Annotated in this window: 28 protein-coding genes; 10 read left to right on the top strand and 18 right to left on the bottom strand. The window is 61.8% G+C overall.

Annotation, left to right across the window (positions count from 1 at the left end):
- Positions 1-4: 4 nt before the first annotated feature.
- Together AAZU54_RS11045 and AAZU54_RS11040 are read right to left on the bottom strand one after the other, a co-directional pair.
- Positions 5-589 carry a hypothetical protein gene (locus AAZU54_RS11045; protein WP_186553185.1) on the bottom strand — a complete coding sequence of 195 codons (585 nt, stop codon included), beginning with the start codon at positions 587-589 and terminating at the stop codon, positions 5-7.
- Positions 555-1,295: an SURF1 family protein gene (locus AAZU54_RS11040; RefSeq protein WP_405129197.1), complete on the bottom strand. Its 741-nt coding sequence runs from the start codon at positions 1,293-1,295 to the stop codon at positions 555-557. The genes AAZU54_RS11045 and AAZU54_RS11040 overlap by 35 nt, the downstream gene beginning before the upstream one ends.
- 63 nt (positions 1,296-1,358) lie before the next feature.
- Between AAZU54_RS11040 and AAZU54_RS11035 the strand changes: the two genes are divergently transcribed.
- Positions 1,359-1,562 (top strand): twin transmembrane helix small protein, encoded by a 204-nt coding sequence (locus AAZU54_RS11035; protein ID WP_186553183.1) that lies wholly within the window; start codon positions 1,359-1,361, stop codon positions 1,560-1,562.
- Positions 1,563-1,664: 102 nt separating this feature from the next.
- Here the strand turns inward: AAZU54_RS11035 and AAZU54_RS11030 are convergent, their stop codons facing one another.
- Genes AAZU54_RS11030 through coxB form a run of 4 tightly spaced genes read right to left on the bottom strand, consistent with a single transcriptional unit; the run spans position 1,665 to position 5,906 of the window.
- Positions 1,665-2,552: a cytochrome c oxidase subunit 3 gene (locus tag AAZU54_RS11030; RefSeq protein ID WP_186553182.1), complete on the bottom strand. Its 888-nt coding sequence runs from the start codon at positions 2,550-2,552 to the stop codon at positions 1,665-1,667.
- A 16-nt stretch (positions 2,553-2,568) separates the two neighbouring features.
- A complete protein-coding gene (locus AAZU54_RS11025) occupies positions 2,569-3,135 on the bottom strand; it encodes a cytochrome c oxidase assembly protein (protein WP_186553181.1) in 567 nt (188 codons plus the stop codon).
- Between the two features lie 10 nt (positions 3,136-3,145).
- Positions 3,146-4,735 (bottom strand): cytochrome c oxidase subunit I, encoded by a 1,590-nt coding sequence (ctaD, locus tag AAZU54_RS11020; protein WP_186553180.1) that lies wholly within the window; start codon positions 4,733-4,735, stop codon positions 3,146-3,148.
- A gap of 43 nt (positions 4,736-4,778) precedes the next feature.
- A complete protein-coding gene (gene coxB, locus AAZU54_RS11015) occupies positions 4,779-5,906 on the bottom strand; it encodes a cytochrome c oxidase subunit II (protein ID WP_186553179.1) in 1,128 nt (375 codons plus the stop codon).
- 387 nt (positions 5,907-6,293) lie between these two features.
- On the opposite strand from coxB, the gene AAZU54_RS11010 reads away from it, so the two are divergent.
- Positions 6,294-6,935 carry a hypothetical protein gene (locus AAZU54_RS11010; RefSeq protein ID WP_186553178.1) on the top strand — a complete coding sequence of 214 codons (642 nt, stop codon included), beginning with the start codon at positions 6,294-6,296 and terminating at the stop codon, positions 6,933-6,935.
- A 103-nt stretch (positions 6,936-7,038) separates the two neighbouring features.
- Here AAZU54_RS11010 and AAZU54_RS11005 read toward each other — a convergent pair whose 3' ends face one another.
- From AAZU54_RS11005 to prlC, 6 genes are all read right to left on the bottom strand, one after another.
- Complete coding sequence (locus AAZU54_RS11005; protein ID WP_186553177.1) at positions 7,039-8,571, bottom strand: SulP family inorganic anion transporter; 1,533 nt, start codon at positions 8,569-8,571, stop codon at positions 7,039-7,041.
- A 191-nt stretch (positions 8,572-8,762) separates the two neighbouring features.
- Complete coding sequence (locus tag AAZU54_RS11000; protein WP_186553176.1) at positions 8,763-9,485, bottom strand: carbonic anhydrase; 723 nt, start codon at positions 9,483-9,485, stop codon at positions 8,763-8,765.
- A 404-nt stretch (positions 9,486-9,889) separates the two neighbouring features.
- Positions 9,890-10,948, bottom strand: a complete 1,059-nt coding sequence (locus AAZU54_RS10995) for a PA0069 family radical SAM protein (protein ID WP_186553175.1) — start codon at positions 10,946-10,948, stop codon at positions 9,890-9,892.
- A 69-nt stretch (positions 10,949-11,017) separates the two neighbouring features.
- Positions 11,018-13,054, bottom strand: coding sequence for a M3 family metallopeptidase (locus tag AAZU54_RS10990; RefSeq protein ID WP_434727149.1), 2,037 nt, complete (start codon positions 13,052-13,054; stop codon positions 11,018-11,020).
- A 114-nt stretch (positions 13,055-13,168) separates the two neighbouring features.
- Positions 13,169-13,450: a YheV family putative zinc ribbon protein gene (locus tag AAZU54_RS10985; RefSeq protein WP_189661663.1), complete on the bottom strand. Its 282-nt coding sequence runs from the start codon at positions 13,448-13,450 to the stop codon at positions 13,169-13,171.
- Entirely contained in the window at positions 13,447-15,498 is a 2,052-nt protein-coding gene (gene prlC, locus AAZU54_RS10980; RefSeq protein WP_186553173.1) for an oligopeptidase A, read from the bottom strand. Before prlC ends, AAZU54_RS10985 begins: the two co-directional genes overlap by 4 nt.
- A gap of 102 nt (positions 15,499-15,600) precedes the next feature.
- Here prlC and AAZU54_RS10975 point away from each other — a divergent pair, with 102 nt between their 5' ends.
- Both AAZU54_RS10975 and AAZU54_RS10970 read left to right on the top strand, forming a co-directional pair.
- Complete coding sequence (locus AAZU54_RS10975; protein ID WP_186553172.1) at positions 15,601-16,149, top strand: gamma carbonic anhydrase family protein; 549 nt, start codon at positions 15,601-15,603, stop codon at positions 16,147-16,149.
- Between the two features lie 115 nt (positions 16,150-16,264).
- Positions 16,265-16,915 (top strand): HAD family hydrolase, encoded by a 651-nt coding sequence (locus AAZU54_RS10970; RefSeq protein ID WP_312153033.1) that lies wholly within the window; start codon positions 16,265-16,267, stop codon positions 16,913-16,915.
- A 55-nt stretch (positions 16,916-16,970) separates the two neighbouring features.
- Here the strand turns inward: AAZU54_RS10970 and AAZU54_RS10965 are convergent, their stop codons facing one another.
- Entirely contained in the window at positions 16,971-18,092 is a 1,122-nt protein-coding gene (locus AAZU54_RS10965; RefSeq protein ID WP_434727148.1) for an aminopeptidase, read from the bottom strand.
- 67 nt (positions 18,093-18,159) lie between these two features.
- On the opposite strand from AAZU54_RS10965, the gene AAZU54_RS10960 reads away from it, so the two are divergent.
- Entirely contained in the window at positions 18,160-18,573 is a 414-nt protein-coding gene (locus AAZU54_RS10960; protein ID WP_186553170.1) for a hypothetical protein, read from the top strand.
- Between the two features lie 56 nt (positions 18,574-18,629).
- On the top strand, positions 18,630-19,043 hold the full coding sequence (locus AAZU54_RS10955; protein ID WP_186553169.1) for a hypothetical protein: 414 nt from the start codon (positions 18,630-18,632) through the stop codon (positions 19,041-19,043).
- Between the two features lie 72 nt (positions 19,044-19,115).
- Here AAZU54_RS10955 and AAZU54_RS10950 read toward each other — a convergent pair whose 3' ends face one another.
- Together AAZU54_RS10950 and AAZU54_RS10945 are read right to left on the bottom strand one after the other, a co-directional pair.
- Positions 19,116-19,349: a DUF1161 domain-containing protein gene (locus AAZU54_RS10950; protein ID WP_186553168.1), complete on the bottom strand. Its 234-nt coding sequence runs from the start codon at positions 19,347-19,349 to the stop codon at positions 19,116-19,118.
- A gap of 73 nt (positions 19,350-19,422) precedes the next feature.
- The gene (locus tag AAZU54_RS10945; protein ID WP_186553167.1) at positions 19,423-19,848 is read right to left on the bottom strand and encodes an OsmC family protein; all 426 of its coding nucleotides are present in this window, start codon (positions 19,846-19,848) and stop codon (positions 19,423-19,425) included.
- A gap of 153 nt (positions 19,849-20,001) precedes the next feature.
- On the opposite strand from AAZU54_RS10945, the gene AAZU54_RS10940 reads away from it, so the two are divergent.
- A complete protein-coding gene (locus tag AAZU54_RS10940) occupies positions 20,002-21,006 on the top strand; it encodes an LLM class flavin-dependent oxidoreductase (RefSeq protein WP_186553166.1) in 1,005 nt (334 codons plus the stop codon).
- A gap of 126 nt (positions 21,007-21,132) precedes the next feature.
- Here the strand turns inward: AAZU54_RS10940 and AAZU54_RS10935 are convergent, their stop codons facing one another.
- Complete coding sequence (locus tag AAZU54_RS10935) at positions 21,133-21,354, bottom strand: DUF1161 domain-containing protein (RefSeq protein WP_186553165.1); 222 nt, start codon at positions 21,352-21,354, stop codon at positions 21,133-21,135.
- A gap of 102 nt (positions 21,355-21,456) precedes the next feature.
- Complete coding sequence (locus AAZU54_RS10930) at positions 21,457-21,672, bottom strand: dodecin (RefSeq protein WP_186553164.1); 216 nt, start codon at positions 21,670-21,672, stop codon at positions 21,457-21,459.
- Between the two features lie 153 nt (positions 21,673-21,825).
- Here AAZU54_RS10930 and AAZU54_RS10925 point away from each other — a divergent pair, with 153 nt between their 5' ends.
- Positions 21,826-22,149, top strand: coding sequence for a DUF883 family protein (locus tag AAZU54_RS10925; RefSeq protein WP_186553163.1), 324 nt, complete (start codon positions 21,826-21,828; stop codon positions 22,147-22,149).
- On the opposite strand, the gene AAZU54_RS10920 is transcribed toward AAZU54_RS10925, so the two are convergent.
- Positions 22,146-23,042 carry a LysR family transcriptional regulator gene (locus AAZU54_RS10920; protein WP_434727147.1) on the bottom strand — a complete coding sequence of 299 codons (897 nt, stop codon included), beginning with the start codon at positions 23,040-23,042 and terminating at the stop codon, positions 22,146-22,148. The genes AAZU54_RS10925 and AAZU54_RS10920 overlap by 4 nt on opposite strands.
- Before the next feature lie 110 nt (positions 23,043-23,152).
- Here AAZU54_RS10920 and trpB point away from each other — a divergent pair, with 110 nt between their 5' ends.
- Both trpB and trpA read left to right on the top strand, forming a co-directional pair.
- Positions 23,153-24,370 carry a tryptophan synthase subunit beta gene (gene trpB / locus AAZU54_RS10915; protein ID WP_186553161.1) on the top strand — a complete coding sequence of 406 codons (1,218 nt, stop codon included), beginning with the start codon at positions 23,153-23,155 and terminating at the stop codon, positions 24,368-24,370.
- Complete coding sequence (gene trpA, locus AAZU54_RS10910) at positions 24,367-25,176, top strand: tryptophan synthase subunit alpha (protein ID WP_434727146.1); 810 nt, start codon at positions 24,367-24,369, stop codon at positions 25,174-25,176. Before trpB ends, trpA begins: the two co-directional genes overlap by 4 nt.
- Positions 25,177-25,227 lie beyond the last annotated feature (51 nt).

Raw genomic sequence — 25,227 nt, 5'->3', positions numbered from 1 at the left:
GCTCCTATCCGATGTTGGACAGCTTGAGCAGGTGACGCAGATCGTCGAGCACGTGCTTGCCCTTGACCTTGGCGTCGTAGCGCAGCACCAGGTTGCCGTGCGGATCGACGATCCACAGCTGCGGGCCAGGCTCGCTGACCTTGTGGCCGTAGCGTTGCAGGTCGAGGGGATAACGCTGTAGTTGCGGGTACTCGCGGCCGAGCAACGCTTGGTAGTCAGCGGCCAATGGCTGGGCACTGGCCAACGCATGGCTGGCACGGCTGGCGTCGCGACCCAGGCCGACCTGGATCTGCCGGGCCAGGTACACCAGTTGCTGGCAATCCTCCGCGCAGGCCGCAGGTGCGCTGACCAACAGCTGCCAGCGCTCACCCTGCGCATCGATACCGATATCGGCCCGAGTCTGGCCGTTGCCGATCATTGCACCGTGATAGCTGCGCCCCTCAGGCACCCAGAACTTGAACTTGTACATGCTGGTGGCCAGGATCATCGGGCCGACCGCCACCAAAAGAATCAGCAGCAGCTGCAAACGCCCGCGGGCTCTAGGTTTGCCGCCTTCAGGCACGTCCAGTGGACTCGTGGCGGTGCTCATGGTCGTTCTCCTTTTTGTGGTGCCAGCCGAAGTACAGGTAGAGCAATACCAGCGCCGCCGACAGGGCGAACCACTGCACGGCATAGCCCAAGTGCTTTTCCGGACCCATGGCGACTACCGGCCAGTCCAGCCGATAGCTGGCAGGGCCAGGCTCCAGGCGCAGTTCATGGGCAAAGCCGTCGCGGCCTAGCTGCTGCCACAGCTGGCCGGCGTCGATGGCGGTCAACAGCTGCGGCCATTGCTCGCTGACTGGGTCGGCGTGTAATTGGAAGGCGCTGCCTGGCGTTACGTAGACCGAGGCGTGCAGGGTCAGCGCTTGTGCGGGGGTGTCGAAGGCCACTGGCACGCGCCGATCCGGCCACGGCAACCAGCCTCGATTGACCAGCAACCACAGGCCGCTGGCCTGATCGTGGAACGGTTGCAGCAACTCGACGCCAGCGCGGCCATCACGCAGGCGGTTATCCAGCAGCAGGCTGTGCTCGCTATCGAAACGGCCATGCAGGTGTACCCGGTAAAACGCCGGATCGGGCAATTGCTCGATTTGCGCCATGGCCAGCGGCGCCTCGACGCGGCGTTCGGCATAGGTATCGAGCAGCACGCGTTTTTCATCGGCCCGGCGCAATTGCCAGCAGCCGAGCGCGATCAAGCCCGGCAGCAGCGCTAGCACTACCAAGGTGGGTACCACGCCTGGGCGAAACGGCTTCACCGGGGCCTCGTCAGGTCGAGCGCTATACTCAAAGTCATCACTGCATCCCCCCGGAGTGCCGCCATGCTCAAGGCCGCGATTGTCCTGTTGCTGTTGGCCACCATCGCCAGCCTGTTCAGTGGCCTGGTATTTCTGGTCAAGGACGATGAGAACTCGACCCGCTTGCTCAAGGCGCTGACGGTGCGGGTCACCCTGGCGGCCCTGACGCTTGCGCTGGTCACCTGGGGCTTGATGAGCGGCCAGCTGGTGTCTCACGCGCCCTTTTAGATAGCGATTGCACAATCGTGGGAGCGGGCTTGCCCCGCGATGCCATGCTCAATTCACCTGCGCAATCGCGGGGCAAGCCCGCTCCCACGTCGCCGTCATCTGCTACAGGACGTACACGAAGATAAACAGCCCCACCCAAACCACATCGACGAAGTGCCAATACCAACTGGCCGCCTCAAAACCAAAGTGCTTGTCGGCATTGAAATGCCCACGCAACACCCGACAGAACATCACGATCAAGATCAACGTACCCAAGGTCACATGCGCGCCGTGGAAACCGGTAAGCATGAAGAACGTCGCCCCGTAGATCCCCGACCCCAGGGTCAGGCCCAGATGGGTATAGGCCTCGTAATACTCATAGGCCTGCAACGCCAAAAACGACAGCCCCAAGACAATGGTCAGCCCCAGCCACAGTTTCAGCGGGCCACGGTGATCCTTGCGCAGCGCATGGTGGGCGATGGTGATGGTCACACTGGAGCTGACCAGCAAGATGGTGTTGATCAGCGGCAAGTGCCACGGGTCGATGATGTCCTTGGGCGGCGGGAATAGTTTCGGGTCCGGCGTATGTAGCAGAGGCCAGGCAAACTCGAAGCTCGGCCAGAGCATGTGCGCCACGCCCTTGTCACCCTCGCCGCCCAGCCATGGCCCGGCCAGCACCCGCACGTAGAACAGCGCGCCAAAGAAGGCCAGGAAGAACATCACCTCGCTGAAGATGAACCAGCTCATGCCCCAACGGAACGAACGGTCCATCTGCGGGCTGTACAACCCCGCCTTGCTCTCCTTGATCACCGCGCCAAACCAACCGAACAGCATGTAAGCCAGGCACAAGGCACCAACGAAGAAGATCAGCGGCCCGAGGGAATCCGGGTGGCCAGCCTTCATATCATTGAACCAGGTACCCAAGCCGAACACGGTGATGAACATGCCGACCGTGGCGATGATCGGCCATTTGCTCTGCGCCGGGACGTAGTAGTGATCATGACTTGCCATTGCTGTTCTCCTTCCCTCAGCGGGCGCGCTGGACGTCCTCGGCGGCGACATGCGCAACCGGCGGGTGACGAGCGGTGATGTCGAACAAGGTGTAGGCCAGTGTCAGGTGCTTCACGTTGCCCGGCAGGTCGCGGTCAACAATGAAGCGCACCGGCATCTCGATGCGTTCACCGGGCTGCAGCACCTGCTGGGTAAAGCAGAAGCACTCGGTCTTGTGGAAATACGCTGCCGCCTCGGCCGGGGTGATGCTGGGGATGGCCTGGGCGCTCATGGGTTTGTCGGTCGGGTTGTGGGCAACGAAGACCATCTGGTTCACCGCCCCCGGGTTGACCTCGATCTGGTCCGCGGTGGAGTAGAAATCCCAGACCATGTCGCTGGCATTGGTCGACATGAACTGCACGCGCACCGTGCGCGAGGGGTCGCTGACCTGGCTGCCCGCGTACTGCCCGCCAGTCTTGCCATTGATGCCGAACGCCTTGCACATCACGTCATAGATTGGCACCAGGGCAAAGCCGAAGGCGAACATCACCACCGTCAGCAGCAGCAGGCGTCGCACCAGGCGTTTGAGCGGCAGGCTGGTCATCGAGGCGCTCCTACTTCACTTGCGGTGGGGTCTGGAAGGTGTGGTACGGCGCCGGCGAAGGCACCGACCACTCCAGCCCCTCGGCACCGTCCCAGGGCTTGGCCGGTGCCGGGGCGCCGCCACGAATGCACTTGATGACGATGAACAGGAAGAAGATCTGCGTGGCGCCAAACATGAATGCGCCAACCGACGAGACCATGTTGAAGTCGGCAAATTGCAGGTTGTAGTCGGGAATCCGCCGCGGCATGCCGGCCAGGCCAACGAAGTGCATGGGGAAGAAGGCCAGGTTCATACCGACGAACGACAGCCAGAAATGCAGCTTGCCGAGGGTTTCGTCGTACATGTGGCCGGTCCATTTCGGTAGCCAGTAGTAGGCCGAGGCGAAGATGCCAAAGATCGCCCCCGGCACCAGCACATAGTGGAAATGCGCGACCACGAAGTAGGTGTCGTGGTACTGGAAGTCCGCCGGGGCAATCGCCAGCATCAGCCCGGAGAAGCCACCAATGGTGAACAGAATGACGAAGGCGATGGCAAACAGCATCGGCGTCTCGAAGGTCAGCGCGCCCTCCCACATGGTGCTGACCCAGTTGAACACCTTCACCCCGGTGGGCACTGCGATGAGCATGGTGGCGTACATGAAGAACAGCTCACCGACTACCGGGATGCCGACCACGAACATGTGGTGGGCCCAGACGATGAACGACAGGAAGGCGATCGCCCCAGTGGCATAGACCATCGAGGTGTAGCCGAACAGCGGCTTGCGCGAGAACGCCGGGATGATCGAGCTGACCGCGCCGAATGCCGGCAGGATCATGATGTACACCTCGGGATGGCCGAAGAACCAGAACACATGCTGGAACAACACCGGATCACCACCGCCGGCGGCGCTGAAGAAGCTGGTGCCGAAGTGGATGTCCATCAGCATCATGGTCACCACGCCCGCCAGCACCGGCATTACCGCGATCAGCAGGAACGCGGTGATCAGCCAGGTCCAGACGAACAGCGGCATTTTCATCAAGGTCATGCCGGGCGCGCGCAGGTTGAGGATGGTGGCGATCACGTTGATCGCGCCCATGATCGAACTGACCCCCATCAGGTGAATGGCGAAGATGAAGAAGGTCACACTGGCTGGCGCGTAAGTGGTGGACAACGGCGCGTAGAACGTCCAGCCGAAGTTCGGCCCGCCGCCAGGGCTGAACAGGGTCGAGACCAGCAGCAGGAAGGCCGCTGGCAACAGCCAGAAGCTGAAGTTGTTCATCCGCGGCAGGGCCATGTCGGGCGCGCCGATCATCAGTGGGATCATCCAGTTGGCCAAACCGACGAAGGCCGGCATCACCGCACCGAACACCATGATCAGGCCATGCATGGTGGTCATCTGGTTGAAGAACGCCGGCTCCACGATCTGCAAGCCCGGCTGGAACAGCTCGGCGCGGATCACCATGGCGAACGAGCCGCCCAGCAGGAACATGATGAAGCTGAACCACAGGTACATCGTGCCGATGTCCTTGTGGTTGGTGGTCAGCACCCAGCGCATCAGGCCCTTGGCCGGACCGTGGGCGTGCTCATGGCCGTGGGCGTGGTCGTCGATCACTGCACTCATGTCCTGTCTCCTGCAATCCACTGGCTGCGGCGGGGATAGCGGTTCATTGGCCTTCTGCCTGCTTGAGCGCCAGTACATCCTTCGGCGTGACCATGTCGCCCTTGTTGTTGCCCCAGGCGTTGCGCTCGTAGGTCACCACGGCGGCGATATCGACCTCCGAAAGCTGCTTGCCGAAAGCCGCCATGGCGGTGCCCGGTTTGCCGTGGAAGACAATCCCCAGGTGCTCATCCTTCGGCCCGGTGGCGATCTTCGAGCCCTTGAGCGCCGGGAACATCGGCGGCAAGCCCTGGCCCTCGGCCTGGTGACAGGCCACGCAAGTGGTGTGGTAGACCTTGTCGCCACGCTCGACCAGCTCTTCAAGGGTCCATTCCTTGCTGGTCAGCTCCTTGAGCTTGGCCGCTTCTGCCTTGCGCTCGCCAAGCCAGGTGTCGTAGTCGGCCTTGGACTTGACCTCGACCACCACCGGCATGAACCCGTGGTCTTTGCCGCACAACTCGGTGCACTGGCCGCGGTAGATGCCGGGCTTCTCGATTCGGGTCCAGGCCTCGTTGACGAAACCAGGGATGGCGTCACGCTTGACCGCGAAAGCCGGCACCCACCAGGAGTGGATGACATCGGCGGCAGTGACCAGGAAGCGCACTTTGGCGCCCACCGGCAGTACCAGCGGCTGATCGACTTCGAGCAGGTAATGCTCGTCCTTGGGGGCCTTGTTCTGGATTTGCTCGGCGGGGGTGGCCAGGTTGCTGAAGAACTCGACGTCCTGGCCCAGGTACTTGTAGTGCCATTTCCACTGGTAGCCGGTGACCTGGATGTCGATGTCCGACTCGCTGGCGTCATAGATGTCGATCAGGGTCTTGGTGGCCGGGATGGCCATCACGACCAGAATCAGGAAGGGGACCACGGTCCAGAGAATTTCCACCCAGGTATGTTCGTGGAAATGCGCCGGCTGCTGGCCGGTGGAGCGGCGGTGGATGACCATCGACCAGAACATCGCGCCGAATACCACGATGCCGATGACCACGCAGATCCAGAAGATGGTCATGTGTAGGTCGAACACAGCGTGGGAGACTTCCGTAGCCCCCGGCGCCATGTTGACGGTCCATGCGCCGTGCGCCTGACCGAAAACCGACCACAACAGAAGGCCCATCCAGACATGTGGATGTCGCATCATTGCGGGTTCCCCTTATCGTTCTTGTAGTCCCGGAGGCGTAGACCTTGGGCAAGGGGGGGCGGCAGTCAAGACAGCCTACTTCGACGACCGAGCTCCTCTGCAAACTGCAGGCGGGCCTCATCAACGAATCACGTTCAACCCGAGTATAGACAGCGACCAATGGCGCGCAATGCAGCCTATGAAATGATCGTCACGAATCCACGAAAACACTTGAAAGCCGCATGAATGCTGGGCTCTGGCACAATAGTGGCACCGTGATATATCGCAGCGCGCACACGTTTGCCTGTTTTATAACAAATGCGTCTTAGGCATTCCGTATACCGAGCTAACTTAGAGTCTTCCGTAAAATATGTCTTCCGTTTGTCATCCCTTGTCCCTGGAGTTGTCATGAACATCGCTGCTGTACGCGAGCAGATCAAACAAGCCCATCAACATGAGAGCCTGACCGGCCAACTGAAACAACGACTCGAGGCGCAGCTGCCTCACCTGCATCCTTCGATCCAACTCCCCGAGCAGGATGCCCAGGGCACCATGGCGCGCTTCGTCGGCGCCTACATCGACGAGGTTCCGGAATTGCTGGAGGCTGCCCATGAGGTGGCGCGTGAGGCCGGAATCGAATCGCAGATCAAACCGGTGTTGAAGATCGCCGAGGCCTACTTCCTGCAGCCGCCGAGCGTGATGGCCGGACATGTTGGCCTGGATTGCCTGCTGGATGAGGCGTACTTGGCTCATCGTTTGGTAGAGGAGGTCAATGACCTGTACATCCGCCACTTCCAGCAGCCGTTGATTCCGGTGGATACCACCGTGGCCAACCTGATTGCCCATCAACTGATCGGCGAGACGTTTGCCAATCAGCTGGATGAGGTGGTGCATCATTCGGTGGATGAGATGTTGAATGATGAGAGCTTTGCGCTGGAATCGGTGGAAGCCTATCGGGCCAAGCTGAGCAGCCCTGAGACGGGCGCTGCGTGGAAGCGTTGGCCGTGCCTGTCGCGCCAACTCGGAGTCGAGCTAGGCCAGCCGGCCTGAAGTGTTTTGATCTAACGCCATCGCGGGGCAAGCCCGCTCCCACGCCAGGCATTACGCAGGCTGCGTGGGAGCGGGCTTGCCCCGCGATGGCGTTTTCCGGGTTTTAAACCCCCACGCCAGCCGTAGTCCGAATCCTGCCCTCGATCCTGCGCTTCAACCGCCGCTGCTCGATCTTCAACCTCGACCCCTTGGCGGCATTACTGCGTCCCCAGTCCTCGAGCAATTCCAGGCACGAGTGGTCGATATAGCTGAGATTACCCAACGGCACATGCAAGGTCGTCCCGGCCGGTACCGCTTCGAGTACCTGGGTCAACGCCGGCACCTTGAGGAAAGTGGCCGCACCGCTCAAACGCAGCTCCATATGCCCAGGCTTGTCGAGCGTGACCAGATTGATCTTCAGCCGTGCAGCTTTGAACGCCAGCTTCAACAGGGTCAGGGCAAAGCCCAACAGCACCCCGGTCAGCAGGTCAGTGAAGATAATCGCCAGCGCGGTCGCCGCGTAGGTGAACATCGGCATCCGCCCATATCGACCAAGTCCGCGGAAGGCCTTGAAATCGACCAGTTTGACTCCGGTGTAAACCAACACACCGGCCAGGCTCGCCACCGGAATCTGTTGCAGCACGCTGCTCAGCACCACCACGAATGCCAGCAGCCAGAGGCCATGCAGGATCGCCGAGGCGCGGGTCTGTGCACCGGCCTGGACGTTGGCCGAGCTGCGCACGATCACCCCCGTCATCGGTAGTGCGCCAAGGATGCCGCAGAGCATGTTGCCGATACCCTGGGCCGACAGTTCCTTGTCGAAGTCCGAACGTTGGCCACTGTGCATGCGGTCTACCGCTGCCGCCGACAGCAGGGTTTCGGCACTGGCGATGAAGGCCAGGGCAAAAGCGGCTACCAGCAAGGTCGGATCGGCCAGTTTCAGCAAGTCATCAGGCCGTAGCCAGTCGATCGCCTCGGACAAATCCGCCGGCACCACCACGCGATTGACTGGCAGCGCCAACCACATGCTGATCATCGTCATCGTCGCCACGCCCAACAGCGCACCGGGAACAAAACGCAGACGCTGCGGACGCCAGCGCTCCCAGGCCCACATCATGGCGATGGTGCCCAGCCCTAATGCCCCCGCCTGCCAGCCACTGCCCGCGTTTTCCAGCGGCATCGCCGCCATTAACGTTGCTGGGAATTCCAGCAGGTTTTGCATCCCGGAAGGCTGCGGTGCGGTGTCGAACATCACATGCACCTGAGACAGCACGATCAGCACGCCAATACCGGCGAGCATGCCGTACACCACGGCAGGCGCGGTGACCCGGAACCAGCAACCTAGGCGAAAGCGTCCGGCCAGCAGTTGCAGCAGACCGGCCAACAGCAGGATCGGCCCGAGCATGGCCATGCCATGCTGGCGCACCAGCTCGAACACCAGTACCGCCAAGCCTGCGGCAGGGCCGCTGACTTGCAGCGGCGAGCCTGCGATAAAGCCCACGACGATGCCACCGATGATGCCGGTGATCAGGCCCTTGGCCGGCGGCATGCCCGAGGCAATCGCGATGCCCATGCACAAGGGCAGGGCCACCAGAAAGACCACTACCGACGCCAGTAACTCACGCGGCAGGGCCGCTTTGATCTGTGTCTTGTTCACCCTACTTCTCCTTTCTCTATCACACGGCCATTCCGCTGGCCGTGGGCACGTGGGACCCCTGACTCGCGCCCAGGCGCGGGCCGCCAGCAGCTATGCCGGCAAGGCAGTCAGGGAAATTCAAGGCAGCCGAAGGCCGTACCACACCCCTAGGGGTGTAGCCGGCTATCAAGGTCTTAAGGTGTCAGGGTCGCTTAGTAGCGGCCTCTCGGGGTGGCGCTGGGGATCGGCTCGCCTGCGGTCAACGGCAGGAAGCGGTCGCTGGCGGCATCATAGGCTTCAATCTTGCTGGTCTCGATGTCGTAGATCCAACCATGGATATACAGCTGGCCGGCAGCCAGGCGCGAGGCCACAGAGGGGTGAGTGCGCAAGTGATGCAGCTGGGCGATGACGTTTTCTTTGGTGACCACTTGCATGGTCTCGTGCTCACTGCCACACGAGCAGTTGTCCTCGACCACCGTGCGCGCGACCTCAGCATGGCGCAGCCAGGCTTTGACCGTTGGCATCTTCTCCAACGAATTGGGGTTGAGTACCGCACGCATGGCGCCGCAGTCAGAGTGGCCACATACGATGATGTGGTGCACGCCCAAGGCCAATACGGCGTATTCGATGGCGGTGGACACGCCGCCGTTCATCTGGCCGTACGGCGGCACAACGTTACCGACGTTACGAGTCACGAACAGATCGCCAGGCGAGCTCTGGGTGATCAGCTCAGGGACGATGCGCGAATCGGCGCAAGTGATGAACATGGCGCGCGGCTTCTGCGCGGTGGCGAGCTTCTTGAACAGCTCCTGCTGCTCCGGAAACACGTCATGGTGGAAGCGCAGGAAGCCGTCGACGATATGCTTGAGGGCGGCATCGGCGCTCTCGGCGGGAGCATCAGCCGGAGTGGCCTTGGATGGGTCCTTGATGGGCATGATTCATCCTCTTGACGGTGTGTAGGTAAGTTCCATTTTACCGGTTAAAGATTATGGCTATGCGTGGAATTAGATGACACGCAGGGGCCATTAATCACAGTCGGTGTGGACTGATTTCATACGCTACGGGAGAAAACTTAATTGAAACTGAATTTGAAGGCTCTAGAACGGGCGTTCCAGCTTCATGAGGCGGGACTTTGATAATAGCAAAAAAACATCAAACGCCAAGACCCATTAGTAAAAATAGTGTGAAGTATTAGTTGGACTAGTTCTATGTAAAAGGCGATATGGCCTCATCACGTGGGAGCGGGCTTGCCCCGCGAGAGGGTCGGCCACTGTGTGCATCGCGGGGCAAGCCCGCTCCCACGCGGCCCGTATCGACCTTAGAGCAGCCTGCTCACTGACTAGAACAACGCCATCTGCCCACCCGGTGGACAAAACGCCGAGCAGTCCAACACCTGCGCCTCTCGCCCCTCGAACTGCAACCTGCGCATCGCCCGGGCAAACCGCTGCGCCAGCAACTCGGCAAACACGCCTTCACCGCGCATCCGCGAACCAAAACGGCTGTCATACAACTCGCCGCCTCGGCTTTGGCGAATCAAGCTCAGAACATGCGCCGCCCGCTGTGGGTAGTGATCCTGTAGCCACTGCTCGAACAATGGCGCCACCTCCAACGGCAGACGCAGCATCATGTAGGCCGCGCTTTGCGCGCCAGCTTGCTTGGCAGCCTCCAGCAGATGCTCCAACTCGCTGTCATTGATCATCGGAATCATCGGCGAGCACAGCACGCCCACGGGCACACCTGCCTCGCTCAACACCTTAATTGCTCGCAAGCGCGCCTTTGGCGCAGCCGCCCGAGGCTCGAGTACACGCTTGAGCTCATCGTCCAGCGTGGTCAGGCTGATCATCACCCGCGCCAGGCGCTGTCTCGCCAGCTCAGCAAGCACGTCAAGATCGCGCAGGATCAACGAGCCCTTGGTGACGATGGTCACCGGATGGCGATAGCGCAACAGCACTTGCAGCAGGCGTCGGGTGAGCTGCTGTTCACGCTCGATGGGCTGGTAGGGATCGGTATTGGAGCCCAGATTGATCGGCGCGCAGATGTAGCCAGGTTTGCTCAGTTGTTGCTCGAGCACATCGGCAGCGTTGGTCTTGGCGATCAACTTGGTTTCAAAGTCCAGGCCTGGGGACAGATCCCAATAGGCGTGGCTGGGGCGGGCATAACAGTAGATGCAGCCATGCTCGCAGCCGCGATAGGGGTTGATCGAGCGATCAAAGGGCAGGTCGGGCGAGGTGTTGCGGGTGATGATGGTCTTGGCCGTCTCGATCCGCACCTCTGTGCCTTGGGTAGGCGGGACTTCCTGGTACCAGCCATCGTCCTCGGCCACCGAACGGTTAGCGGCAAAGCGGTTGTCGGGGTTGTGGGTCGTACCACGACCTCGAACCGGTGCTGGAGTGTGCATGGCTGTGCCCTGATACTGTTTTTATATACAGTATACGAGCACATGCATTTGCTCCAGCACCGTTGGGCATTATTCCGGCGCGGCCTCCAACCTATTCCAGCGCAAGTAGGCATCAAGGTTCAATGGGCGATCCAGGAAGTCTGCGACGCTATCAGCCAGGGTTCGCGATGCTCCATGCGCAATGAATTTCTCGCGCAAAGCATGCCCCGTTGCCCCGTCGCGCAAGCCCACTTGCTCGAAGCGGGTAAATAGATCGACGGCGTGGGCATCCGACCAAAGATAGGAAAAATAGCTCGCATCGTAGCCACCCACCAGATGCTCGAACGCCTGGGCTGGCCGCTCGAAATCAGCCAGTGGCCTGCCAAATACCTGGCGATAACTGTCCTCTACACGCACCTGTAGGGCTCGACCGTCCTTCACATTGCGATGCAGATCCAGGTCCAACAGGGAAAGCACCACCCCCATGGCAACTTCACCTAAAGCATCCCGCTGCAAGCGCTTGAGCACAGGTTGCAGTGTCGAAACGGGCAGCCTGCCCCCAGTTCGGTAATCCGCTGAAATGCTGGCCAGAAACTCTGCCGACCAGACCCAACGCTCGAACAACTTGCTGCACACCTCATTACCAACCCTGCCCAACCGGCGGGTATCGGACAGCAAATGATTGTGGGTTCGCAGCAAAAGATGCTGCAGGGCATGGCCGAACTCATGGAACAGTTTGCGCAATGCCAAGTGGTCCAGCAGGGGCGGTGCGCCGTCAACGCCCTCGGGCACATCACTAAAGACCATTGCCACAGGCCCGTGATAGACACCCTCGGCATCGACCCGGCGATTGAAGGAATAGCTGGTGTAGACACTTCCAGGCTCCTTGCCCTCCCGGGCAACGCCATCCACGTAGAGGTGACCGATGATTGCGTGATGTTCAACCAGCTCGAAAGTCAGCACCTCAGGATGCCAAGCCTGCACCGAGGTCACCGGTACCAAGGCGATACCGAACAGCTCCCGAGTCAGCTCTACAAGCGCCGCGATAACCTTGTCGTAGGGGAAAAATGCGCGTACCTGTTCTTCATCAAGTGCCGTTAGCCGGCCTTGCAGCGAGTGCTGCAGGTAGGCGACATCCCAAGGTTTGAGCTGATCAAGGCCTTGCTCCTTGGCCTGTTCCAGCAATGTGCGCCAGCGCCCCAGCATCCCGGGGGTGACCCTTGCTTGCAGGTCCTGCAGAAAACCTTGGACTTCACTCCAGGACCCCAGGTTCTTCTCCTCCAGGCTGAGCGCCACGGCATCTGGAAAGCCAAGCAACTCCGCTCTTTCCTGCCTGACCTCGGCCAACGCCTGTAGCAACGGGCCGTTATCGAGCGTGGGATCATCGTGCGAGCCGCGGGTGTGGTAGGCCCGATACACTTGCTCGCGCAGCAAGCGATCCTGGGCGTACTTGAGTACCGCCTTGCAGGGCTGTTCTTCACAGGGCACCAACCAGCCTTGAAGGCCTGCGGCGTGGGCATGAGCGGCCAGCTCTGCAAGGTTGCGCGCAGGCAGGCCGCGCAGACGCTGCTGATCTTGGACATGTATTTTTCGATCGCTCACCGAGCGTTCCAGGTTGTCGCCAAATTCACGCTGTAGGCGGGCAATCGTCGTGTCTAGCTCACCCAATCGTTGCCGCGCCGACTCATCCAGCAGCACGCCCGCCAGATGAAATTCGCGCAAACGCTTCTGCAAGGTCAGCTGCTTGTCCGCAGAGAGACCACGGCCAATTTCGCTCTCAGCCAAGCGCTGATACAGCCGGTACAAACGCAGGCTTCTGTCCTTTTGCTTGAACCAACTGTCGACTTTGCCCAATAGCTCTAGCACCAGGTCAGCCCAATCAGGGCCGCGGGTGTGCAGGGGCATAACGCTATAAACCGCGCCCTGCAGGCGCGCTTCCAATTGATCCACAGCCAGCACCAGGTCATCCCAGGTCGGCAGCTGTTGCTGGCGCTCGATGATCTGCTCAAGCACCGCTTCTTCGGTACTCGCCAGCGCATGCTCCACTGCTGACTTCAGGTGTTCCAGGGTGACCTGGTCGTAGGCGATCAACCGATCGCCACGCAGCAAGGGGTTTGGGTTAGGCATGGGGCATCCTCGGACCTTTGGAGAAAGGTCCGAATGTGGGCCACCCACCGGCAATACAGGTGCTAAATAGCTAACACCGCACCGCCCAGGCAGAGGCCTGAGCGGTGGGTGAATTTACTCCGCAGGCTTCTTCAGCTTCGGATTGGGGAAGAACTGCACAGTCTGCACCTTGACCGGCTCGGCTTTGACCGCCTGCTGATTGACCCGGGTGCCCAGTTCTTTGGGCACCGACAAACCCTGCTCATTGAGGGTGTCGGTAAAGCCACAGGCGACGCACTCGCGGTGCGGCACGCCATCCTCGTTCCACATCATCAACCGGTCTGGCTCGCTGCACGCCGGGCAGACCGCCCCGGCGATGAAGCGCTTCTTGGTCTTGATCACAGACACCTCACTCATGCCGCCGCGTCCTCGCTCAGGCCACAATGGCGCAGCAAGGCATCGATGGAAGGCTCACGGCCGCGGAAGTCGACGAACAGCACCATGGGCTCACGCGAACCGCCACGGGCCAGGATTGCCTCACGGAAGGCGCGGCCGGTCTCGGCGTTAAGCACGCCTTCTTCCTCGAAGCGCGAGAAGGCATCGGCCGACAGCACTTCGGCCCACTTGTAGCTGTAGTAGCCCGCCGCGTAACCACCGGCAAAGATGTGCGCGAAGCTGTTGGGGAAGCGGTTGTAAGCCGGCGGACGCATGACCGACACCTCGTCTCGCACGCCTTCGAGCACTTGCAGCACGCTGCGGCCATCGCCATGGCTGGCGTGCAGCTCGAAGTCGAACAGCGAGAACTCCAGCTGGCGCACCATCATCATGCCGGACTGGAAGTTCTTCGCCGCCAGCATTTTGTCCAACAGGTCCTGAGGCAGTGGCTCGCCGCTCTCGTAATGGCCGGAAATCAGCGCCAGGCCTTGCGGCTCCCAGCACCAGTTTTCCATGAACTGGCTCGGTAGCTCGACCGCGTCCCAAGCCACACCGTTGATACCCGACACACCCGCATGCTCGATGCGGGTCAGCAGGTGGTGCAGGCCGTGGCCGAACTCGTGGAACAGGGTGGTGACTTCATCGTGGGTCAGCAGCGCAGGCTTGCCAGGGGCGGCCGGGGTGAAGTTGCACACCAGGTTGGCCACTGGGCTCTGCAGACTGCCCGCCTCGGTACGACGACGGTCGCGGGCGCCGTCCATCCAGGCGCCGCCACGCTTGTTGGCGCGGGCATACAGGTCGAAGAAGAAGCGTCCGACATGCTGGCCGTTTTCTTTGATCTCGAACAGGCGCACGTCCGGGTGCCAAGCATCGAAGCCCTTGAGTTCAGCGATTTCGATGCCGTACAGGCGCTGGACGATGGCGAACAGGCCAGACAGCACCTTGTCGATCGGGAAGTAGGCGCGCAGGGTTTCCTGCGAGACGCTGTAGCGCTGCTCACGCAGCTTCTCGCCGAAGTAGCCAGCATCCCAGCTGGCCAGCTCCGGGCAACCCTGCTCGGCAGCGTAGGCCTTGAGCTGGGCCAGGTCCTGGGCGGCAAATGGCTTGCTGCGCTTGGCCAGGTCACGCAGGAAACTCAGTACCTGGTCGCTGGATTCGGCCATCTTGGTCGCCAGGCTCAACTCGGCGTAATTGGCGTAACCCAGCAGTTGGGCCAGCTCTTGGCGCAGGTCGAGGATCTCGCCCATCACCGGGCCGTTGTCGAACTGGCCAGCGTTCGGGCCTTGATCCGAAGCGCGGGTGCAGTAGGCGGCGTACAGCTCTTCGCGCAGGGCGCGGTCGCTGGCGTAGGTCATTACCGCGTAGTAGCTGGGGAATTCGAGGGTAATCAGCCAGCCGTCTAGGCCCTTGGCCTGGGCAGCGGCGGCCATCTGTGCCTTGGCCGAATCCGTCAGGCCGGCCAGGGCGGTTTCATCGGTAACGTGCTTGGTCCAGGCCTGGGTGGCATCGAGCAATTGGTTGGAGAAACGGCTACCCAGTTCGCTGAGCTTGCTCTGCACTTGGGCATAGCGCTGCTGCTGGTCTGCCGGCAGGTCGATACCCGACAGGCGGAAGTCGCGCAGGGCGTGTTCGAGAATGGTTTTTTGCGCCACGTCGAAACCTGCCGCTTCCGCGCTGTTGGCCAACGCCTGGTAGGCTTCGAACAGCGCGCGGTTCTGGCCAAGTTCGGTGGAATAGGCGCTCAACGCTGGCAGGCACGACTCATAAGCCTCGCGCAGCTCTTGGCTGTTGCACACCGCATTGAGGTGGCTGACCGGGCTCCAGGCAGCGCCGAGGCGGTCGTTGAGTTCGTCCATCGCCAGCACCAGGCCCGCCCAGGTCGGGGCTTTGCCTTGCTCGGCGAGGATCTGGGCGATGGCTTTGCGGTTGTCGGCCAGGATCTGTTCGATCGCCGGCAGCACATGTTCGGCACGGATCGCCGAGAAGGGCGGCAGATCGTAGGACTGCAGAAGTGGGTTGTTCGCACTCACGGTTTAGATACCTTGGCAGGAGAAACACGGGACCATCTTAATTACAATCGACGCCGTCCGCAGCAGGCAGCCCGCCTATTGGCAATCAAGAGAGGCGCTATCATGGCCATTCGAAACTTCCAGCAACACACTCCGAAAGTTGGACCACGCGCTTTTGTCGACCGTTCGGCGGTGGTGCTGGGGGATGTGGAGATCGGTGAAGACAGCTCGGTCTGGCCACTGACGGTGATCCGCGGCGACATGCACCGCATCCGCATTGGCGCGCGCACCAGCGTGCAGGATGGCAGCGTGCTGCACATCACCCATGCCGGGCCGTTCAACCCCGATGGCTTTCCACTGATCATAGGTGACGAAGTGACCATCGGTCACAAGGTCATGCTGCATGGCTGTACCCTGGGTAGCCGGATTCTGGTTGGCATGGGCAGCACCATCATGGATGGCGCGGTGGTCGAGGATGAGGTGATCATCGGTGCCGGCAGCCTGGTGCCGCCCGGCAAGCGCCTGGAGAGTGGTTACTTGTACGTGGGCAGCCCGGTGAAGCAGGCGCGGGCGCTGACTGACAAGGAGCGGGCGTTTTTCCCGTACAGTGCCAGCAATTACGTCAAGCTCAAGGACCAGCATCTGGCCGAAGGCTACGACCAACCCGAATGACGCTATCGCGGGGCAAGCCCGCTTCCACGAGAGCTCCGCAGCCTTATGGGCTATCGTGGGAGCGGGCTTGCCCCGCGATGAGGCCCTCAAGAACAACCCCAGTGGACCGCACCGCATGCACCAGCAGAACATCCTCTTCGACCTCGACGGCACCCTGACCGACCCACGCCTGGGCATCACCCGCTCGATCCAGTACGCGCTAGCCAAGCTGGGCATCGACGAACCCGACCTGACCCGCCTGGAACACTTCATCGGCCCGCCGCTGTTGCAGGCGTTCATGCAGTTCTATTGCTTCGATGAGGCCAAGGCCTGGGAGGCGGTGAATTTCTACCGGGAACGCTTCAAGGTCACCGGTCTGTACGAAAACCTGGTGTTCGACGGCGTGCCGGAGTTGCTCCAAGCGCTCAACGGCCAGGGCCGGACCTTGTATGTCGCGACCTCCAAGCCATGGGAATTTGCCCGCGAGATCGCCCGGCATTTCGACTTCGCCCATCACTTCAAGGTGATCTACGGCAGCGAGCTGGATGGCACCCGCACCAACAAGGTCGAATTGATTGGCCACCTGCTGGAGCAGGAAGGTCTGGACCCGGCGCAGACACTGATGATCGGCGATCGCAAGCACGACCTGATCGGCGCCCGCAGCAATGGCGTGCAGGCGGTGGCGGTAGGGTATGGGTTTGGTAGTCGCGAAGAGTTGGTGGCTGAGCAGCCGGCGTTCCACTTTGAGACGCTGGCTGAGTTGCATCAGGCCTTCATCAACGGCTGAACCGTCCGCCCTCATCGCGGGGCAAGCCCGCTCCCACGCAGGCCTTCGAACGCATCTATGGCATGGGAGCTATGGCGTGGGAGCGAGCTTGCCCCGCGATGAGCGCCGCCAGCGCTGCCTTGCGCTGATCCACCGGCATCCGCCCCAACTGCTCAACCCGCTGATAAAACCGCGCCCAATCCCCACCCACCTCGGCAAACAACGCCGCAAACGCTGGCACCCACTGGTCATACAGCCCAAACGGCAGCAACTTGGCATTGTTCATCGGCGCATACATCCACGCGTCATAACGCCCATCCCCCGCCCAAGCGCCATCGCGCAACTGCCGATACTCGCGGCGCAGGCGCTCGAATTCAGCCTGCTTCGCCGCCCGTTTGCCTGCATCGTTCAACGGCCCGGCATAAATCTCCTGCAAGCGCTCACGGCTGGCGAGCACCAGCCCGATGAACTGCTCCCGCTGGCGCCCAGCGCCCTCTGCAACCGCTGGAAGCCCACGGCTGGCGCGCCATTGCCGCGTTCCCTGCTGCTCGACAAAGGTGGCGAATGACTCGTTGAATTCAGTGTCGTCCTGCACATAGAAGCGCTGGTGTGCCAGCTCATGGAAGATCAGCGAGGCCAGTCGCTCATCACCCCAGCCGACCATCGACGACAGCAACGGGTCGTCGAACCAGCCCAACGTCGAGTAGGCCTCCACCCCGCCCACGTAGACATCCATGCCTTGCTGGCGCATCAGCGCCGCTGCGCCGCGTGCGGCACCTTGGCGGTAGTAGCCGCGATAAGCCACGCAACCGGCGATGGGGAAGCAATGAGTGACCGGTTGCAGCGATAGCTCCGGCGTGGCGAACACGTTCCACACCACATAGGGCCGGCCCAGATCGGCGTAGACCCGGTAACTGCGGTTATCGGGCAGTTTCAACTGTTCACTGGCAAATACCCGCGCCTGTTCGGCGTGTAACAGGCGCTGGCGCAGCGTCGGCTCAGTCGCCGGATCCGCAAGCAAGCGCTCCACCGGTTGACGGGCGCGCAACAACTGCCATTGGCCCTCGGCCAGCTGGCTGTAATAGCTGACACTGCTGCAACCGCTGAGCAGAAGCGCGGCAAGTACGGGAACAAAAGCGGTTAAAACGCGGTCGAGTGCCCCAGGGCCTGAGCGCTGGAAAAGAAAAATTCGAAACATTGCAGCTGTCTATCTCGCTCAAGGCCGGTGCAAGTCAAAGATTATCTCGCCAAGGGGGAGTATCGCCATGCGTTCACAGTTAGCCATCGGCACATTGCTGCTGTTGTCAGGTTGCTCCACCCTGCCAGATCCCGACCCGAACCAAGCCTGGATCGACCTGGCCCCGCACGATGACACCTCATTGCACGCCGTGCAGGTGGATGAGCGCGACTGGGCCGATAACCGCTATTTCGAAGTCGCCCCCGGCAACCATGAGCTGACCGTGCGCTACCAGTTTCCTGTCGCCCCGAGCAATATCGGCCCCGTCGCCGAGCCGCTGTGGCGCGATTGCCAGCTCAATGTCAGCTTCAAGGAGTTCAACGCTGGCCAGCGCTATCGCCTGCAAGCGGGCAGCATTGGCTTCCGCCCGTGGATCAAGCTGTATGACCAGCAGCAAAAACTGGTGGGGCAGGGCGAACCGGCAGGCTGCCAACGCACCTGAACGTGCTGATTGGCGCTATGCTTGTGCCTTGTGAACGTGCAAGTGGGAGTTTCACCATGCGCCAGCCCATGATGCTGATCGCCCTCAGTGCACTGGGGGCTTGCGCCAGCCCCTTGCCCCCCGCCGACCCCAAGCAAGCTTGGATCGACCTGTACACCATCACGCCAGGTCGAGTGATCATGGCCGATCGCCTGGATGGCAAGCGACTCAACGATGGGCGCTACTTCCAGGTCACCCCTGGCAAACACGAGTTGGTCGTGCGCTTTGACTACGAAGTGACCAGCGGGCTGTTTACCACCGACCCCACCGAACGCACCTGCTACCTGACCGTGCGCTTCGATAATTTCGAGGCTGGCCAGCGTTATCGCCTGGAAGCCCGGGCGCCAGCGATGCAGCCGCAGGTGTACCTGTACGACAACAGCCGCAAGGTGTTGGTCGATGAGCCTAGCGACATCTTCTGCATTCCCTAGCGCTGTTCAGGCAGCCCGCTGGAACGACAAGCTTACTCGCCAAGGGCCGCCAAGCGGCCCTTGGCTCAGACACTACTGATCATTCTTCTGGTAAATGATCTTCTTGGTTCCAGCATCACAGCTGCCAACGACCATGTTCTGATCCTTGACCTCGCTATTAGGGACGATCTCCAGCGTGTATGAGGCTACCCCTCGCGCTTGAATCTTCGCTTCGATCTCAGCCTTGAGTTCCTCACACGGCTTGACCGCCGCCAACGCGGACGTTGCGAGCAGGGAAGCCAGCACGGCGATTGCAACGCGGATCATGGAACGGCTCCTGAAAGGGCAGGCAAACTGCCAACGCCCTTTAGACTACAGCAAACGTCCGCCGTTGCGCCGCCTACGGCACCAAGGTGGCGTCCAGGCTGATCTGCGCGTTGAGTACCTTGGATACCGGGCAACCGGCCTTGGCCTTGTTGGCAATTTCCTGGAATTGCGCGTCGTTGGCGCCGGGCACCTTCGCCTTGAGAATCAGGTGCACCGCCGAGATGGCGAAGCCGTCGGGCTGCTTGTCCAAGGTCACCTCAGCGATGGTATCGATCCGCTCCGGGGTCAGCCCCGCCTCACCGAGCATCATCGACAGCGCCATCGAAAAGCAGCCGGCATGGGCCGCGCCAATCAGCTCTTCCGGATTAGTGCCTGGGGTCCCTTCGAAGCGGGTATTGAAGCCATACGGATTCTGCTTGAGGGCGCCGCTCTCGGTAGACAGCAGGCCCTTGCCATCCTTGAGACCACCTTGCCAAACCGCCGATGCTGTCTTTTTCATTGTTGCCTCCTGGGCATGGGTTCGTGTGCCTAAGGTTGAGAGGACTGTGCCTACGGCAAGTTCAGAACAATCGCAGGCCTTGGATTGAATCCGTCGAATCTGCCCATACAGAGTCTAAAAGGCCCTTGGCCAACCACTTCTGCGGAGGCTCCAATGACGCACCTGCGTGACCTGAAGATATCCACCCTCGACCTGGTACCGGTGCGCGCTGATGCCGGCCCCGCCCAGTCGCTGCGCAACTCGCTGGATCTGGCGCGCAACGTCGAGCGTTTCGGCTACAACCGCTTCTGGGTGGCCGAACACCACAACATGGACGGTATCGCCAGCTCTGCAACGTCGGTGCTGATCGGTTATTTGGCCGGCGGCACTTCGACCATTCGTCTGGGCGCAGGCGGGGTGATGCTGCCCAACCATGCGCCGCTGGTCATCGCTGAACAGTTCGGCACCCTGGCCAGCCTGTATCCGGGCCGCATCGACCTGGGCCTGGGCCGCGCCCCCGGTTCCGACCAGATGACAGCCCGCGCGCTGCGCCGTGAGCGCTCAGGCAGCGCTGATGACTTCCCGGATGATGTCGAGGAGCTGGTGCGCTATTTGGGTCCACGCACGCCGGACCAGCGTGTAATCGCCGTGCCAGGGCATGACACCGAAGTGCCGATCTGGCTTTTGGGCTCCAGCCTGTTCAGCGCACAATTGGCGGGGATGCGTGGTTTACCCTACGCGTTCGCCTCACATTTCGCGCCACGCCTGATGCACGAGGCGATTCGGATTTACCGCGATCACTTCAAGCCCTCGACGGTGCTCGACAAGCCCTACGTGATGCTCGGCGTGCCGATGGTGGTGGCCGAGACCGACGAACACGCTCAATACCTCGCCACCTCGGTGTATCAGCGCATTCTTGCCCTGATGCGGGGCCAGAGCCTGATGCAGCGGCCACCGGTCGAGAGCATGAATGGGTTGTGGCTGCCGCATGAGCGCGAGTCGGTCATGAGCTTCCTGGGGCTGGCGATGATTGGTAGCCCGCAGAAGGTGCGGGCCCAAGTCGAGGTGCTGCTGGAGCAGACCGGGGCGGATGAGCTGATCTTTACCTGTGATCTGTATGAACATGCCGACCGAGTCAGGTCTTATGAGCTGCTGGCTCAGGCCTTGAAGACTGAGTGAGACTCATCGCGGAGCAAGCCCGCTCCCACGCCAGTGATTTGAGCTGCGCCCCGGATGATGGATGGGTGTCCAACATTTGGGGCGCAGCTCAATTTGCCGTGGGAGCGGGCTTGCCCCGCGATGGCCTCAACCCCGGCGGTAGACAATTTCCTTGGTCCCACCTTCACAGCTCCCAACCACCTTGCCCGCCGGCTCACCCTTGTTGACGATCTCCAGCGTGTAGCCAGTAACCCCTTTGGCATCCAGCTTCGCCGCAATCTCAGCCTTGAGCTCCTCGCACGGCTTACCCGCCGCCATCGCGCCACCTGCCACCGCCAGCAAACCCATCGCTAATAGCAGTTTCTTCATCGATCGCTTTCCTTGTTCAGATCAAAGTCGAAAAGGGCGCCGGCTGGGCGCCCTGTATCTGTATTACCCCATCGCGCCGGGACACGCTAGCCCGGCACTATTTCAGCTATTGGCGATGCGGAAACCGACTTTCAGGGTCACCTGAAAATGCGCGGCCTTGCCATCGCGAATGTGCCCACGGGTATCCACTACCTCGAACCATTCCAGATGCTTGATGCTCTTGCCGGCTTCGGCAATGGCATTGTTGATCGCGTCTTCGATGCTGGTGGGCGACGACCCGACCAGTTCGATCTTCTTGTAGGTGTGGTGATCGGACATGAGCGCTCTCCTTGAGTGAAGTGTCGGATTGAGCCTAGCAGCGCAGGCCTGGTTTACCTGCGAGCCATCGCCACCGGTGAAAGTTCGATCGCACTTTCGCCACACCGCGCAGTCGCAACCCTAACAGCCAATCCACTGCGAAGGAGAGTCAACATGGCCCGCAACGCCCTGCGTAAAACCTCACTGGAAAACATGGAAGCCGAGATCGAGAGCCTGCTCAAGACCCTGGAGACCCTCAAGCACGACGCATCCGAGGAGTCGCACAAGACCATCAAGGCGATCCGTGGCAATGCGGAAAACGCGCTCAAGCACTCGCGCAGCGTGCTCAGCGATGCGTATGACGAGGTCAAGACCCGCACGCGCCAGACCGGTATCGCCACCCGCGACTATGCCCAGGAACACCCTTGGACCGCCGCTGGCGTTGCCGTCGGCGCCCTGGGCCTGCTGGCCGCTTATCTGTTGACCAAGCGCAACTAAACCGCCTGCTGGTCCAACTCACGGCGCAGCCACAGCGCCAACTGCTCGGCGCGCCCATCTGCGGCGCGCCGCGGCACCCACAGCGCCAAGGCAGCCTGGGTGGGCGAGAAGCCCCACGGGGCGATCAAACGCCCGGCGCGCAGGTCGTCCGCCACCAGCGGTTGCGGCGCGATGGCCACGCCCAAGCCTGCAACTGCCGCCTCCAACAAGTAATACAAATGCTCGAAGGCCTGGCCGAAATGCAACGCGCCAGCGTCCAGACCGTGCTGCATCGCCCATGCCGGCCACGCCTGCGGACGCGAGGTGGTATGCAGCAAGGCCTCGCCGAGCAACGCCTGCGCGGGCGCATTACGTAAACGCTCGGAGCCTGCGAAGTGCGGGCTGAGCACCGGTCCAATACGCTCCTCGGCCAGTACATGCACCTGCATATCTGCCGGCCACGGCGGCTCGGCATACACCAGCAAGGCATCCAGCCCGGGACGGCGCGGGTCAAGGTCGCCTTCACCCGCCGACAAGTGCAAACGCAACTCCGGCAAATCTGCCTTGAGCCGCCCCAGGCGGGGGATGAACCAGCGCGCCAGCAGGCTGCCCGAGCAGCCAAGGACGAACGGCGCCTCGCTGACATCCCGGCTCAATTCGGCGCAAACCCCACGCAGCCGGTCAAACGCATCAACGCTGGCATCGCGCAGGCGCACGCCGGCATCTGTGAGTTTGACGCCACGCCCGTCCTTGACGAAAAGCGCCACCCCTAGATGCTCCTCGAGCACCTTGATCTGCCGACTCACGGCCCCATGAGTCACGTGCAGCACTTCGGCGGCCTGACTGACGCTGTTGAGCCGGGCGGTTGCTTCAAAGGCCCGCAAGGCATTGAGAGGAGGCAGATCCTGGCGCATGGGACGTGTGAGATTTCCTGACATGTTGTAGCAATCTTATCGGTTTTCAGCCGAGCCTGTCGTGGTTAGAGTAAAGCCCATCACTCATTCATAACGCCCTGGAGCGCCCCATGACCCAGACCCAATTCCGCGCCGGCCCCGACGCCAACGGCCTGTTCGGCTCGTTCGGTGGCCGCTACGTGGCTGAAACCCTGATGCCGCTGGTGCTGGACCTGGCCCGCGAGTACGAAGCGGCCAAGGCCGACCCGAAATTTCTCGAAGAGCTGGCCTACTTCCAGCGCGACTACATCGGTCGCCCCAATCCCCTGTACTTCGCCGAGCGCCTGACCGAGCACTGCGGCGGCGCGAAGATCTTCTTCAAGCGTGAAGAGCTCAACCACACCGGCGCGCACAAGGTGAACAACTGCATCGGCCAAGTGCTGCTGGCCAAGCGCATGGGCAAGAAACGCCTGATCGCTGAAACCGGCGCTGGCATGCACGGCGTGGCCACCGCCACCGTCGCCGCACGCTTCGGCCTGCCTTGCGTGATCTACATGGGCGCCACCGACATCGAGCGCCAGCAAGCCAACGTGTTCCGCATGAAGCTGCTCGGCGCCGAAATCGTTCCGGTCACTGCCGGCACCGGCACCCTCAAGGACGCCATGAACGAAGCGCTACGCGACTGGGTGACCAACGTCGACGACACCTTCTACCTGATCGGCACCGTTGCCGGCCCGCACCCCTACCCAGCGATGGTCCGTGACTTCCAGTCGATCATCGGCAAGGAAACCCGCGCCCAGCTGCAAGAAAAAGAAGGTCGTCTGCCTGACAGCCTGGTTGCCTGCGTAGGCGGCGGCTCCAATGCCATGGGCCTGTTCCACGACTTCCTCGATGACGCCAGCGTACAGATCATCGGCGTTGAAGCCGGTGGCCACGGCGTCGACACCGACAAACACGCCGCTAGCCTCAACGGCGGCGTACCCGGCGTGCTGCACGGCAACCGCACCTACCTGCTGCAGGACGCCGATGGCCAGATCACCGACGCCCACTCGATCTCGGCGGGCCTGGACTACCCAGGCATCGGCCCGGAGCACGCCTACCTGCATGAAGTGAAGCGAGTCGAGTACGTCAGCATCACCGACGACGAAGCCCTCGACGCCTTCCACGCCACTTGCCGCCTGGAAGGCATCATCCCGGCCCTGGAGAGCTCCCACGCCCTGGCCGAAGCGATCAAGCGCGCGCCGACCCTGCCCAAGGACCACCTGATGGTCGTGTGCTTGTCCGGCCGTGGCGACAAAGACATGCAAACCGTGATGAACCACATGGCCGCCCAGGAGAAACAGGCATGAGCCGTCTTGAACAACGCTTCGCCGACCTGAAGGCCGAAGGCCGCTCGGCGCTGGTCACCTTCATCACCGCTGGCGACCCCGGCTACGACGCCTCGCTGGCGATCCTCAAGGGCCTGCCTGGCGCTGGCGCCGACGTGATCGAGCTGGGCATGCCGTTCACCGATCCCATGGCCGATGGCGTGGCCATTCAGCTCGCCACCCTGCGCGCCCTGGAAGCCGGTCAGACCCTGGCAAAAACCCTGCAGATGGTCCGTGAGTTCCGCGTCGGCAACCAGACCACGCCAATCGTGCTGATGGGCTACTACAACCCCATCCACCGTTTCGGCGTGGAGCAATTCGTCGCCCAAGCGAAAGAAGCCGGTGTCGATGGCCTGATCATCGTCGACCTGCCGCCAGAGCACGATGCCGAGCTGGCCACCCCGGCCCAGGCGGCGGGCATCGACTTCATCCGCCTGACCACGCCGACTACCGACGATGCGCGCCTGCCGCGCGTGCTGGAGCGTAGCTCCGGGTTCGTCTACTACGTCTCGGTAGCGGGTGTGACCGGCGCAGGTTCGGCGACTACCGAGCACGTCAGCGAGGCTATCGCGCGTCTGCGTCGGCATACCGATCTGCCGGTCAGCGTTGGTTTTGGTATCCGTACTCCAGAACAAGCGGCTGCGATCGCCCGCCTGGCGGAAGGGGTGGTGGTAGGGTCGGCGCTGGTCGACAAGATTGCCCAGGCCAAAGATGCCGATCAGGCCGTCAGCGATGTGTTGAGCCTGTGCTCGGCGCTGGCTGAAGGGGTGCGCTCGGCGCATAACTGAGTCGCCTGTCTTGCGAGGGCTTCGCCCTCGTTCGCGGGCAAGCCCGCTCCC

This window comes from Pseudomonas sp. Je.1.5.c, from assembly GCF_051129895.1.
Taxonomy (GTDB): domain Bacteria; phylum Pseudomonadota; class Gammaproteobacteria; order Pseudomonadales; family Pseudomonadaceae; genus Aquipseudomonas; species Aquipseudomonas urmiensis.
This window is presented reverse-complemented; position numbering and strand designations above follow the sequence as displayed.

Excerpts from the sequence above, each read along its gene's own strand:
- AAZU54_RS11045 (WP_186553185.1), bottom strand. The coding sequence starts at position 589 with ATGAGCACCGCCACGAGTCCACTGGACGTGCCTGAAGGCGGCAAACCT.
- AAZU54_RS11035 (WP_186553183.1), top strand. The coding sequence starts at position 1,359 with ATGCTCAAGGCCGCGATTGTCCTGTTGCTGTTGGCCACCATCGCCAGC.
- AAZU54_RS11030 (WP_186553182.1), bottom strand. The coding sequence starts at position 2,552 with ATGGCAAGTCATGATCACTACTACGTCCCGGCGCAGAGCAAATGGCCG.
- AAZU54_RS11025 (WP_186553181.1), bottom strand. The coding sequence starts at position 3,135 with ATGACCAGCCTGCCGCTCAAACGCCTGGTGCGACGCCTGCTGCTGCTG.
- ctaD (WP_186553180.1), bottom strand. The coding sequence starts at position 4,735 with ATGAGTGCAGTGATCGACGACCACGCCCACGGCCATGAGCACGCCCAC.
- coxB (WP_186553179.1), bottom strand. The coding sequence starts at position 5,906 with ATGATGCGACATCCACATGTCTGGATGGGCCTTCTGTTGTGGTCGGTT.
- AAZU54_RS11010 (WP_186553178.1), top strand. The coding sequence starts at position 6,294 with ATGAACATCGCTGCTGTACGCGAGCAGATCAAACAAGCCCATCAACAT.
- AAZU54_RS11000 (WP_186553176.1), bottom strand. The coding sequence starts at position 9,485 with ATGCCCATCAAGGACCCATCCAAGGCCACTCCGGCTGATGCTCCCGCC.
- AAZU54_RS10995 (WP_186553175.1), bottom strand. The coding sequence starts at position 10,948 with ATGCACACTCCAGCACCGGTTCGAGGTCGTGGTACGACCCACAACCCC.
- AAZU54_RS10990 (WP_434727149.1), bottom strand. The coding sequence starts at position 13,054 with ATGCCTAACCCAAACCCCTTGCTGCGTGGCGATCGGTTGATCGCCTAC.
- AAZU54_RS10985 (WP_189661663.1), bottom strand. The coding sequence starts at position 13,450 with ATGAGTGAGGTGTCTGTGATCAAGACCAAGAAGCGCTTCATCGCCGGG.
- AAZU54_RS10975 (WP_186553172.1), top strand. The coding sequence starts at position 15,601 with ATGGCCATTCGAAACTTCCAGCAACACACTCCGAAAGTTGGACCACGC.
- AAZU54_RS10970 (WP_312153033.1), top strand. The coding sequence starts at position 16,265 with ATGCACCAGCAGAACATCCTCTTCGACCTCGACGGCACCCTGACCGAC.
- AAZU54_RS10965 (WP_434727148.1), bottom strand. The coding sequence starts at position 18,092 with ATGTTTCGAATTTTTCTTTTCCAGCGCTCAGGCCCTGGGGCACTCGAC.
- AAZU54_RS10960 (WP_186553170.1), top strand. The coding sequence starts at position 18,160 with ATGCGTTCACAGTTAGCCATCGGCACATTGCTGCTGTTGTCAGGTTGC.
- AAZU54_RS10955 (WP_186553169.1), top strand. The coding sequence starts at position 18,630 with ATGCGCCAGCCCATGATGCTGATCGCCCTCAGTGCACTGGGGGCTTGC.
- AAZU54_RS10950 (WP_186553168.1), bottom strand. The coding sequence starts at position 19,349 with ATGATCCGCGTTGCAATCGCCGTGCTGGCTTCCCTGCTCGCAACGTCC.
- AAZU54_RS10945 (WP_186553167.1), bottom strand. The coding sequence starts at position 19,848 with ATGAAAAAGACAGCATCGGCGGTTTGGCAAGGTGGTCTCAAGGATGGC.
- AAZU54_RS10940 (WP_186553166.1), top strand. The coding sequence starts at position 20,002 with ATGACGCACCTGCGTGACCTGAAGATATCCACCCTCGACCTGGTACCG.
- AAZU54_RS10935 (WP_186553165.1), bottom strand. The coding sequence starts at position 21,354 with ATGAAGAAACTGCTATTAGCGATGGGTTTGCTGGCGGTGGCAGGTGGC.
- AAZU54_RS10930 (WP_186553164.1), bottom strand. The coding sequence starts at position 21,672 with ATGTCCGATCACCACACCTACAAGAAGATCGAACTGGTCGGGTCGTCG.
- AAZU54_RS10925 (WP_186553163.1), top strand. The coding sequence starts at position 21,826 with ATGGCCCGCAACGCCCTGCGTAAAACCTCACTGGAAAACATGGAAGCC.
- AAZU54_RS10920 (WP_434727147.1), bottom strand. The coding sequence starts at position 23,042 with ATGCGCCAGGATCTGCCTCCTCTCAATGCCTTGCGGGCCTTTGAAGCA.
- trpB (WP_186553161.1), top strand. The coding sequence starts at position 23,153 with ATGACCCAGACCCAATTCCGCGCCGGCCCCGACGCCAACGGCCTGTTC.
- trpA (WP_434727146.1), top strand. The coding sequence starts at position 24,367 with ATGAGCCGTCTTGAACAACGCTTCGCCGACCTGAAGGCCGAAGGCCGC.